At 55.9% G+C, this 11,871-nt stretch carries 7 protein-coding genes; 5 read left to right on the top strand and 2 right to left on the bottom strand.

Going from position 1 to position 11,871, the window contains the following annotated elements; translation table 11 throughout:
- Positions 1-9 precede the first annotated feature (9 nt).
- Positions 10-723: an SGNH/GDSL hydrolase family protein gene (locus DDZ13_RS13350; protein ID WP_110131960.1), complete on the top strand. Its 714-nt coding sequence runs from the start codon at positions 10-12 to the stop codon at positions 721-723.
- A 138-nt stretch (positions 724-861) separates the two neighbouring features.
- Here DDZ13_RS13350 and DDZ13_RS13345 read toward each other — a convergent pair whose 3' ends face one another.
- Positions 862-3,072, bottom strand: coding sequence for a sulfatase/phosphatase domain-containing protein (locus tag DDZ13_RS13345; protein WP_199221130.1), 2,211 nt, complete (start codon positions 3,070-3,072; stop codon positions 862-864).
- Between the two features lie 183 nt (positions 3,073-3,255).
- Between DDZ13_RS13345 and DDZ13_RS13340 the strand changes: the two genes are divergently transcribed.
- A complete protein-coding gene (locus tag DDZ13_RS13340; RefSeq protein ID WP_110131958.1) occupies positions 3,256-4,668 on the top strand; it encodes a sulfatase-like hydrolase/transferase in 1,413 nt (470 codons plus the stop codon).
- A gap of 73 nt (positions 4,669-4,741) precedes the next feature.
- On the opposite strand, the gene msrB is transcribed toward DDZ13_RS13340, so the two are convergent.
- Complete coding sequence (gene msrB, locus DDZ13_RS13335; protein WP_233246165.1) at positions 4,742-5,302, bottom strand: peptide-methionine (R)-S-oxide reductase MsrB; 561 nt, start codon at positions 5,300-5,302, stop codon at positions 4,742-4,744.
- Between the two features lie 202 nt (positions 5,303-5,504).
- Between msrB and DDZ13_RS13330 the strand changes: the two genes are divergently transcribed.
- The 3 genes from DDZ13_RS13330 (at position 5,505) to DDZ13_RS13320 (ending at position 11,773) form a co-directional block, all read left to right on the top strand.
- On the top strand, positions 5,505-8,720 hold the full coding sequence (locus DDZ13_RS13330) for a PVC-type heme-binding CxxCH protein (RefSeq protein WP_110131982.1): 3,216 nt from the start codon (positions 5,505-5,507) through the stop codon (positions 8,718-8,720).
- Positions 8,721-8,751: 31 nt separating this feature from the next.
- On the top strand, positions 8,752-10,566 hold the full coding sequence (locus DDZ13_RS13325; RefSeq protein WP_110131956.1) for an alpha-L-fucosidase: 1,815 nt from the start codon (positions 8,752-8,754) through the stop codon (positions 10,564-10,566).
- A gap of 100 nt (positions 10,567-10,666) precedes the next feature.
- Positions 10,667-11,773: a hypothetical protein gene (locus tag DDZ13_RS13320; protein ID WP_110131955.1), complete on the top strand. Its 1,107-nt coding sequence runs from the start codon at positions 10,667-10,669 to the stop codon at positions 11,771-11,773.
- The last annotated feature ends 98 nt before the right edge of the window (positions 11,774-11,871 follow it).

The following is an 11,871-nucleotide window of genomic DNA, read 5'->3' as shown; positions in this document are numbered from 1 at the left end:
TATTCTACTATGCGCTTCTCCATATTCGTCATATCGATTTTTGCTTTATTGGGACCAGCGGCAGCCGATTCCTTCTATACGCCTGAACGGGACAAATACAGGGTTGAAGCAGCAGAGGAGAATGAAACGGAAGAGCGACTGCCCAAGGTACTGCTCATCGGCGACTCCATCATGGGTGGCTACTTCAAACAGACGAAGGATTTTCTGCAAGACGAGGTACAGGTCTTACGCCACCCAGGCAATGCCGGAGAAACCCGCAACGGACTCAAAAAAATCGAAGACTGGCTCGGTGAGACAGAATGGGACCTTATCCATTTTAATTGGGGCCTACACGATCTTTGCTACCGGCACCCCGAGTCCAAAGTTTATGGCAAGCGTGACAAAATCCGCGGAACGCTCTCTGTCCCGCTGGAAGAGTATAAGGAAAATCTTGAGAAGCTGGTGCAGCGCCTGAAGGAGACCGATGCCACCCTAATCTTTGCCACCACGACGAAGATCCCCGAAGGTGAAGCGGGCCGCTTCGTAGGCGATGACGCAAAATACAACGAAGCCGCGCTGGAAGTCATGAAGCGATACGGGGTTGCGGTGAATGACCTCTACCGAATTTCAAAAGATTTTGGCCCAGAGATGTATGTTGCGCCCCGGGACGTGCATCACACAGGAAAAGGCAACAAGGTACTGGCCGAGGCCGTCGCGGATGCGATTCGCAAGCAGCTGGACTGAACTAGAATTTCCAGCGACTACCCGGATGAGACCCTCGTAGCACAGGCGTCTCGCCTGTGTCACGATCGGCATCAAATGGGTAAGACCTTGCCCTTTACGGCCCCCAGAAGCCAAGGTAGAAACCAGTAAAGTACTGCGTTATTTGAGCAGCTCGACCAAGGTCGGCTCCATGGCTTCGGCCCACATGCGGTAGCCCTTTTGCTTCGGATGGAGCGCGTCGGGCATAACCTCCTTGGTCAGGACGCCTTCCTCGTTCAAGAACGTATCAGTGAGGTCGAGCCAGTGCACCTGGTCGTCATAGGCATAGGTTTCGATAATACCATTTATCTCCTCGTTACGCACGCGCATCTTGTCATCCGGTTGCTGCCCCCGCGGGAAAACGGAAAGAAGCAGGATTTCCGATTCGGGTGAACGGTCCTTTAAGAGTTCCACAATCAACTTTATCCCCTCGGCTGTTTCGGCCGCCGGGGTCAACCCGTGCCCGGTATTGTTCGTACCGATCATGACAACGTAGGCCTTGGGGTCGACATTCTCCAGCTCACCGTTGAGCAGGCGCCAGAGTACGTGCTCGGTGCGGTCGCCGGAGTAGCCGAGGTTGAGCGCCTTGCGATCGCCGTAGAACTCATTCCAGGTTTCCTTGCCGGCGCCTTCCCATCCCTGGGTGATGGAATCACCGATAAAGACCAGTTCGTAGTCACTGCCGTTTGCAGCGACTTTACCCAGTGTTTTCTGGTAACGCTGCTTCCACCAACCCTGGCCGAGGCGGTGGGCCGGCAGGGTCGAGTCACTCATCCGGTATTCATCCCGCAAATCGTGATAGAGTGTCTTCATTTCCTTCAGGACCTGAGCATAGCTGGCGTCATCGTGCAGGGAATTCAGCTCCTGGGGGTCCACCTTGAGGTCAAATAGGTTCCAGGAGTCATCCCTGGTGAAATGCATGAGTTTGTACCGGCCGTTCGTGACGCCGTCGTGTGCGGGAACCCGGTGGGTCATCTCCCCGCTGTAGAAGTAGTAGAGGCCTTCCCGCCAGTCCTCCGGTGCCTTGCCCCCAGCTTTCAGTACGGGCAAAAGGCTGCGCCCCTGGATCGTCTCGGGGATCGCCGCGCCGGCGATCTCAAGAAAGGTGGGTGCGTAGTCGATATTCTGAATCAGGGCCTCGCTGCGGGTGCCGGGCTCGATCACACCGGGCCAGCGAATCAGGAAGGGCATGGCAAAACTCTCCTCGAACATCCAGCGCTTGTCATACCAGCCGTGCTCGCCGAGGTAGAACCCCTGGTCGGAGGAATAAATCACGATGGTGTTCTCCGCGAGGCCGCTCTCATCCAGATAATCCAGAACTTCACCGATCCCCTCATCGAGGGAACGGATGCAGCGCAGGTAATCTTTGATGTAGCGCTGATACTTCCAACGGGTCACGTCCTTATCCGTCATCTCACCCGCCTCGATGGCGGCCAGCAGTGCCTGATTCTCCTCCTCATAGCTGGCGTCCCACTGCTTTTTCTGTGCCTCGGTCATACGACGGTATTCATAGTTCGGATAGGAGCCGAAATACTCGGGGTAGGGCGTTTCACCGTGAAATTTCATGTCCCACCCGTAGAAGAAATTATCCTCGATACTCATTTCCTGATCTTTCAGCGAAGGATGACGATTGGCATAGTCGTCGAAAAGCGTCGCCGGCTCGGGAATCACAACATCATCCCAAAGGTCCATATGCCGTAGCGCGGGTGACCAATTGCGGTGCGGGGCCTTGTGCTGGGCCATCAGTACAAAAGGCTTATCTTTATCCCGACCTGATTTCAGCCAATCGATCGTGCGCTCGGTCACCACATCCGTCACGTAACCCTGGTACTGCTTCTGGCTGCCGTCCTGCTGGATAAAATGCGGGTTGTAGTAGCTCCCCTGTCCCGGCAGGCGTTCCCAGTAGTCAAAGCCCTCGGGCTCGGTTTTCAGATGCCACTTACCAATGAGTGCCGTCTGGTAACCGGCTTCCCGCAGCAGCTTCGGGAAGGTCGTTTGGCTGCCATCGAAGGCAAAATTGACATCCTCGAGGTACTCCTTGTCGAAGTAGCCATTGTCGAGGTAGCCGTTAATGTGGCTGTGCTTACCGGTCAGAATCGCTGCACGGGACGGTCCGCAGATGGAGTTGCTGCAATAGGAACGGGTAAAAATAGCACCTTGATCGGCGATACGGTCGAGATTGGGCGTCGGGGCGATCTCTTTCAGCGGGCCGCCATAGGCGGAAATCGCGTTGAGCGCGTGGTCGTCCGAAAAAATAAAGAGAATATTGGGGCGATCTGCGGCTGAAACGGCAGAAGCCAACAAAACTAAGGTTGCGGAGAATAATTTCACGGTGGCAGTATAGGCGAATACTGATTCTCTTTTGCAAGCCATTGTTCCCCTTTTACCTCAAAAGAGCGGCACCAATTGCAGTTCAAACGCGTATTTTGATTGAACTCACAAGTGCGAACAAGAGCCTTAACTGGAATTAGAATCAAACTTTCACCTGACATCTTGGCGAAGCATCAAACTAGAATGAAATCTTTCCACGGCACCCTACTTTTATTGGCATGCACTCTAATCTGCGGTTGTGCGCAGACTCAAGAGCTCCCGCAGAAGCAAGCACACCCGAATGTGATCCTCATGATGGCGGATGATCTCGCCAACGAGGACCTTTCCTGCTACGGTAGCACACGCATTGAAACACCGCATCTTGACGCACTCGCCGGTCAGGGCCTGAAGCTCAACAGCTATTACGCGGGGAATCCCGTCTGCTCCCCCTCCCGTATGGCTCTTCTCTCGGGCTCCTATCCGGCCCGTCTCGGCTGGCGCTGGGGCGTGATGGGGTATGGCTTTCCGCCCAAGAGCGGTATGTCGCCAAAAGTTTATACCGTGGCCGAGGCTTTCCGCGATGCCGGCTACCGCACCGCCATCTCAGGCAAGTGGCATCTGGGCCGGAAAAACATGAGCCCGGAAGAACAGGGGTTTGAATCGGCCTATTACATCTACATGTCGAACAATCAGGGCCGCGATATGTATCGCGACGGCGAACTGGTGCAAAAGAAGTGGGACAACCGCCTGTTGACGGAAACGTTTACCGAAGAAGTCATCCGCGTGATTAACGAGCCCGGCGAGGATCCGTTTTTCCTCTACGTTCCGTGGACGGCCCCCCACTTCCCCGCCGATCCGCACCCGGATTGGCACGGCAACTCCGGGGAGGATAAATCCGGCAAGTATACCGACGTGGTGGAAGAACTGGACTACCGTGTCGGCCAAATTCTGGAAGCGCTGGATGAAGCCGGCAAAGCGGAAAACACAATCGTCATCTTCACCTCCGATAACGGCCGCCAGCCCGGCCAGTCTGGCCCCAGCGACAAGCCGCCGTTCAGTGGCGGTAAGTGGCAATCCCTGGAGGGTGGCACGCGCGTCCCTTGCATCGTGCGTTACCCCGACTTGCTGCCGGAGGACAAAGAAAACAACCAGATCGTGGCCGCGATCGACCTTTTTCCCACATTGGCGGATGCCTGTGGTGTCAATATCGACTTGCCCGAGCAAAGCCAGAAGTTGGACGGCGTCAGCACTTGGGCGAACCTGAGGGGTCTGAAGTCCGAACTGGCTCGCGATGAACTGTTGTTCTGGCACGGCAAAGGACGGGCCACGGCCATCCGCAGTGGCAACTGGAAACTCCACTTCAACTACGGCGCGAAGCCACCCGAAGACCCGGAACTCACGGACGGCCCGGCATTATACAACTTGAAGACAGATCCTATGGAGAAGAATAACGTCGCCGACGAAAATCCGGAAAAGGTGGACAAACTGCTGGCCCGGGCCAAAGAGCTGCTGACCGATATCTACGGGAATCAGGTTCCGCTGGGTACATGGCCGGGCGTAGAGCTTGAGGAGCAGCCGATTAAAGCATCCGAGGTCTGGGGCCCGTGGATGAAATAGCTCGTCCTAAAGAACTTCTCTGTGTGATCATTGAGTGACGAAAATCTCAACCGCGCTGATAATGATGATTGCGCTATCGTTTTGAACCATCGCCCCCTTCTTCATACCAGGCCTTAACTAGATCTTTAATCTCCTCGACGGATTCCGCTTCTTCGAATTTCAGCGAAGCAGAATTGATGCAGTAGCGAAGGCCGGTCGGCTTGGGCCCATCGTTAAAAACGTGCCCTTGGTGTGACCCGCAGACCGCGCAGTGAACCTCGGTGCGGACCATGCCGTAGCTGGTGTCACGATGTTCCCCGAGCGTGCGCTCGTCGATCGGTTGGGTAAAGCTGGGCCACCCGGTCCCGGAATCAAACTTGTCCGTACTGCTGAAAAGCGGGACGTCACAGCCGATGCAGCGATATAATCCGGTTTTTTTGTTATCGTGGTAGGGGTTGGCGAAGGCTCGTTCCGTACCTTGCTTACGGGCCACGTTATACTGCAGATCGGTCAAGCGCTCGCGCCACTCCTCGTCTGTGCGCTGCACGGGAAATTCACCGCTACTTAAGTCAACATGGGAAGGCAGCGCGCAAGCAGAAGCGCATTGGCTTACATTCTCTTCGCTGGACTGGGAATTCATCGGTTTTTCAGGCATAGCTAGTAAAAATAGAGTACCGCAAAAAATTGCGGCAAATATTGAAACGATTTTTGGAGTTCTTGTTCGCATACATGTAGGACATCACAACTAGTATGCCTATTCCCTGAAAACACAAATGGGTTCCATTTACAGCAGTCCTGAAATGCGACCTTCTTTTCTTTTCTTTTCACTATCGGCGACACACTCCACTCTGAAAAATATGACATTTAGGCCACTCTCCCTTGGCGAATTGATCCTGACGCTCACCGCCTGCTTCGTAATTTTACATACGGCCGACGCCGGCCCGGTCATGGAGGAGTTGGAAGCCCGGACACACATCGTCTTGCTGGGCAATGGACTTGGCTCGCAAATGCTTGATTACGGCGAGTTTGAGACCCGATTACACCAGGCCTTTCCCGGGCATCGACTGGTCGTTCGAAATCTCTGCTTTGAAGGTGATACGGCAACCTACCGTCCCCGCGCCGGCCGTAACGCCCCCTGGGCCTTCCCTGGTGCCGAAAAGGTCAGCCAGGGCTACCCGAGGCACCGCGGCAAGGGCGTGGAACCCTCCCCCAACGAGTGGCTGGAGATTTGTCAGGCGGATATCATTCTCGGTTTTTTCGGCTACAATGAGTCTTTCAAGGGTCCGGAGGGCCTGCGCCAGTTCACCGCCGAACTGGAGGCGTGGATCGAACATTCTAAGGCGCAGTCTTATAACGGCGAGGCCCCTCCTCGGCTCGTACTCGTCTCACCGATCGCATTCGAGAACCTTTCCAGCCAGACAAACCTGCCGAAATCCGACAGGGAGAATGCCAATCTGATTCTCTACGCTGAGGCCATGGCCAAAGTGGCCGCGCGACATGGGGTTGGCTACGTTGACCTCTTCCACCCGACCAACAGTGCCATGAAAACGCGGGAAGGACCTTTCACGCTGAACGGCTTCCTGCCGAACACACGCGGGAACCGGCTCATTGCCGACTTACTCATGGAGCAGCTCTTCGGCATTGCACCGGCGAAGGAAGTTGACGGTGAACTCCTCAAGGCAGTGCTGGAAAAGAACTGGATGTGGCGGCACGACTACCGCATCGTCAACGGGGTGCACGTCTACGGACGCCGGCGCGCACCTTACGGGACCGTCAACTACCCTCCGGAAATCGAAAAAACCCGTCAGTTGACGGCTAATCGGGACCAGGCGATCTGGGCGCAGGCACAGGGAAAACCCTTCGATCTGGAAGCCGCCGATGCCGCCACGCGTCAACTTGAACCCATCGAAACGAATTTCCGTCGTGATATCGATTTTATCGGGGAGAGCGACTCGATCGAATCCTTTAAAATGATGGACGGCTTCAAAATCGAACTTTTCGCCGCTGAGAGCGATTTCACGGACCTGCGCAACCCCATCAACATGAGTTTCGACAACCGGGGCCGGCTCTGGGTCTGCGTCTCACCCAGCTATCCGGCTTATCGCCCGGGTGATCCGAAGCCGGACGATAAACTGATCATCTTCGAAGACACGGATGACGACGGAAAGGCCGACAAGCAAACGGTCTTTGCTGACGGCCTGCACCTCCCCATGGGCTTCGAGTTGGCTGCGGATGGCGTTTACGTCGCACAGCAGCCGGATCTGGTTTTACTGCAGGACCGCGATGGCGACGGTAAGGCGGACCACCGCGAAGTCGTGCTGCGCGGCTTCGACCCCCACGATACACACCACTCGATCGGCGCGTTCTGCGTCGACCCAATGGGCGGCCTTTACATGCCCGAGGGCATCTTTCTTCACTCGCAAGTCGAGACAGCGTATGGCCCCCGTCGCAACAGTTGGTCGGGGGTGTGGCGCTACGATCCTTTCGACCAACGGATCGAACGCTACAGCCGCTCGGTTTATGCCAACCCCTGGGGGATCGCCTTCGACGATTGGGGCCAATGCTACATTGCGGATGCCTCGCCCGGCACAAATTGGTGGGGGCTCCCGCTCTCGGTCAGGATGCCACCGGGCAAATACGTCGGCAAAACCAAGCAGTTTGCCCCGAAAAGGGCGCGCCCGACTTCGGGGGCGGAGTTTATTTCCTCGCGGCATTTTCCGGAAGAGCTTCAGGGCGGCTACATGGTCAATAACGTGATTGGCTTTCACGGCACAAGTATCCACAACGTCCGCGAAGACGGTTCCGGATTCACCGGAGAACACCGGGGCGACCTGCTCAGTTCGCGCGATCCGAACTTCCGTCCGGTGGATCTGGAATTCGCACCCGATGGATCGCTCTATATTCTCGATTGGCACAACCCGCTGATCGGACACATGCAACATTCCACCCGCGATCCGAAGCGGGACCACGACCACGGTCGCATCTACCGCGTCACCTATCCGGAGCGGCCTCTGGTCAAGCCGGTCAAAATCGCCGGAGCCTCGATTGATCAATTGCTCAAAGCACTGGAAGAACCGGAGATCCGCACGCGCTATCGCGCCCGACGCGAGCTGAGAAAGTATTCTGCGGAAGCTCTTCTGCCTAAGATTCAAGCATGGCTGGAAGAAAAGGACACGGCATCTCCCCGCTACGAGCATCACCTGCTTGAAGCCCTGTGGGCCACCGCCGGTTCAGGGAAGGTGGATCCGGAATTGCTGGACCAGGCCTTGAACGCCTCCGCGCATCAGGTGCGGGCTGCTGCGGTCGATGTGGTGCGCTTTCGCAAACACACCATTCCCAACCATACCGGGCTTTTACTTAAAGCCGCTTCGGACTCGCACCCCAGAGTGCGTTTGGCGGCCATGGTCGCGGCCTCGTGGCTCGACAATGAAGACGGGGCAAAGATTGCCAGCGCGGCTCTGGAGCAGTCTTACGACATGTGGATGACTGAAGCCTATGAAGCGGCCTTGGGCACACTGCAACCGTACTTCCGTTCATTGGCGCTCAAAGGTGCCTTAAAAGCCACAGGCAACTCCCGCACCCGCGCTTTTCTGGAAGGCCGATTAAGCATTAACGAAGAGCGTAAAAAGAAAGCGCCCGAACCGAAGCTCCCGCCTGAAGAGTTGGCCCTCTTTCGCCACGGAAAGGAAGTTTACGCCCGCGAGGCCCATTGTGTCACCTGTCACGGGGAAGATGGCAAAGGTACCGACATCTACCCGCCACTCACTCCGAACGCCTGGGTTAGAGGCGACGACGAACGTTTGATCAAGATCGCACTCAAAGGGCTCTGGGGACCGATCAATGTAGCGGATAAGACCTACGACCCCGGCAATGGCGTGCCCCCCATGACGGCATTTGAACATCTCCTTGATGACCGTGAATTGGCGGCCGTTCTCACCTATGTGCGCCACAGCTTTGGCAACAAAGGCCCGTCGATAAAACCTGAACAGGTCGAAAAAGTAAGGGCGGAGACAAAAGACAAACAAAGCTATTACCTGGTCGAGGAAATTTTAGAGGAACATCCGATCCCTTAAAATCAGGTCATTGAATCGAAATCCCCCAACTATGAAAGTACTCGTCTGCCTGTTCACATTCTTCGCATCGCTTGGTCTCTACGGACAATGGTCGGTGATCTCCGACGATCCGAAAAATGATCCGCGTGGTAAAAGCGTGCTCTACCAGATTTTTACCCAGGAGGAATGGGATTCGAGCAACTTTGCCGACGAGTCGGATCTTCAGTGGTTTCGTGATGCCAAATACGGCATGTTCATTCACTTTGGACTTTCCGCTTACAAGGAGAAGGACCTGAGCTGGGGGATCTGCCAAACCCGTGTGTTGCCCGACCAGGGTGAGGGCCCCTACCCCAAAGAGGAATGGACCCGGTGGAAAGACGAGATGGCGCTTCCGGAATTTGATGCGGAAGCCATAGTCCAATGCGCTATCGACGCCGGTATGCGCTATATTGTCGTCATCGCCAAGCATCACGACGGGTTTCACATGTGGGATACCGCTTACTCGGACTTCAAGATCACCAACACCCCCTTCGGTCGCGATTATCTGAAAGAAATCGCGGATGCCTGCCACGAGGCGGGCTTGAAGTTTGGGATCTATTATTCACAACGGGACTGGTATCATCCGGATTACATGCCGGTCGATCCGGCGAAGTCCGAACGCGTGCCGGGCAGAAGTCTTTCCTGGCGGCCGAAAGCGGGGGAAAGCAATACCCTGGGCGAAAGACACCGGAAATACATCGAGTACCAATTCAATGCCTGCCGGGAGTTGGCCACTAAATATGGCAAGCTTGATGTGTTCTGGTTCGACGCGCTCTACTGGGGCGGCATGTTCAGCGCGGACATGTGGGAGTCTGAGCGACTGACCCGTATGATCCGTGAACTGCAACCGGGCATTATCATCAACAACCGGGCCAGCCTGCCCGGAGATTTTGACACGCCGGAGCAAAAGATCGGCGCCTTTCAAAAACACCGCCCTTGGGAGAGCTGTATTACGCTCTGCAAAACCTGGGCCTACAGTGACACACGGATCCGGCCACCTGAGGAAATCATTCGCCTCCTGGTCAATTCCTTCTGTGGCGACGGCAACCTGCTTCTTAGCTGGGGCGCGCTCTGGAGCGGCGCTTTCCATCACGATCAAATCGAAGTTCTGCGCGAGAGCGGAAAATGGGTCAAACGTAACGAGGAAGCCATTTTTGGCACGCGCGGCGGCCCCTGGAAACCGGCAACTTGGGGCGGCAGTGCCCACCGCGGCAACAAGGTTTACCTCCATTTGACCAAACCGCTGCCTTACGATGAACTCGTGTTGAACGGTCTGCGCGAAAGTGTTGTCTCGGCACAGATCCATAAAGGTCGGGCCCTCGATTTTTCCCAATCTAATAAAAAACTGAAAATCCGGGTTCCCGAAGCCGTGATCGATCCTTACGCAACCGTGATTGAACTCACACTGGACGGGGAAGTGGATTATGTCATCGAAGAAGCGGTTTCCGTTTCCATGTTCAACAAACCGGCCTACGGCGGGCAGATCCACGAATCGGGCAATGTTCGACTCAACAAGCAGAACAACAAACATATCATCGATTTGGGAAAAAGTTACTCGGTAACCGGCCTGCAATTAAATCTGAGACGGGTGCCCGACAGCGGACCTCCGGCTTTTGAAGTCCACACCTCGACTGATGGCTCAAACTGGGAGACCGCCGACTACCAACCCGGCCGACAACTCTCTCAGGATATTCCGATTCTGCGCTACGAGGCCGGGGCTTTCATCCCGGGCAAACCGGTTCGGTATCTTAAAATCGAACGGCTTCACAAGCACCCGGGTAATCTGCCGATCCAAAGCAGCCGGGTCTTTGGTTTTGCCGAGGAGTAGTAACTGTTCAAATAAGTTTCCCTGTCGCCGAAGCCTTCGGCTAAAGCTTCGAATTGTAATGAAAAACTTGTTTGAAGAATAATCGGACAGGGTTTTCCACTTGAGAAAGCTTCCGCATGAGACAGCCTACGACCAAGCATCACATCCGGATAGTTTTTCACTGAACCATCCACTCAACCCGGATCCTTATATTACCATGCACTACCCCATCACTCTGAAACCAAATATCGAATTTGGCATCGTGCCCACTCACCTGCGCTTTGTTGGCGGACTGGTGCCGGATGATCAGGGCAAGTTACCCCGTACTGCCGGTGGGGAAATCGCCGTCGTGGCCGGCGTTCGCGATTTGATTGAAAAGACCCCCGTCCGCTTTACCTGCGTGCAGGTCTCCCTGTTTCCCGGTACGTTGACCGAAGACCTCGACCTCATGGTGCCCGGCCTCAAAGAGCTGGGGCTGGACGTCGACTTCGTGCTCATGGTTGACGGCGTTAATCCGATGGATCCAAACGATGAGGACGGCGTCATCGAGCAACTACTGCCACTGCTCAAGTCAGCCGTGCAACACGGCGCACGCCACGTTTCCTCCACTTCGATCGAAGAGTGGATGGGCTCAGAACCCGGTCGTGAGGGCGCTGACTATCAGGCCGCCATAGAGCAAAACGCCAAGCTGCACGTCCGTGCCTACGAGGAGGCCGAGCTGGAAGGCTCTTCGGTACAAAGCTGGAATATCGAATTCCTCCGCCCGGGAGAGTTCAAAACATTTACCACCCTGCAGCGCGGCTGGGAATGTATCCACGGCATCAACGAAAAGCTGGGCAAGCCCTTCTTTAAAATTCTGGTCGATGCCGCACACTGTGCCGACTCGGGGGTCCCCTTGGCCCAAAACCAGGCTCTGGTCGGTAAGATAGCCGAGGCCGGCGAACTGGGCGTCTTCCACGCCTCCGCCAAGACCACGCGCGGATGCCTCAGCTCGGACGACGGTTGGGTCGGTGGCATGTTGGCCGCCATGGCCGGCACCGGAACGCTGAAACATGTTTACGTTGAAATGTTCGACCACGCCGACGAAGCGCTCGGCGCCCTACGCGAATTGGAGCCGGGCTTCGGCATCGATACCCGTGACGGCCGCAGCTACAACGAGGCGGTAGCCGACGCGCTTGGCGATGTGGCCCGGCGCCTGAATAATCTGGCAGCACGGGGGATTCTTTAGAAGGTCGCCCCGAGCGAAGCGCATTTTCTGCGCGCTCTGATCCGTCGCGTAGAGGCTTTCCTCGTGGAAGCCCGCGAACATTTGGAGGCTTACCGTCT

It is taken from the genome of Coraliomargarita sinensis (assembly GCF_003185655.1).
Lineage (GTDB): Bacteria > Verrucomicrobiota > Verrucomicrobiia > Opitutales > Coraliomargaritaceae > Coraliomargarita_B > Coraliomargarita_B sinensis.
The sequence above is the reverse complement of the archived record's forward strand: the minus strand, read 5'-3'. Positions and strand labels throughout refer to the sequence as shown.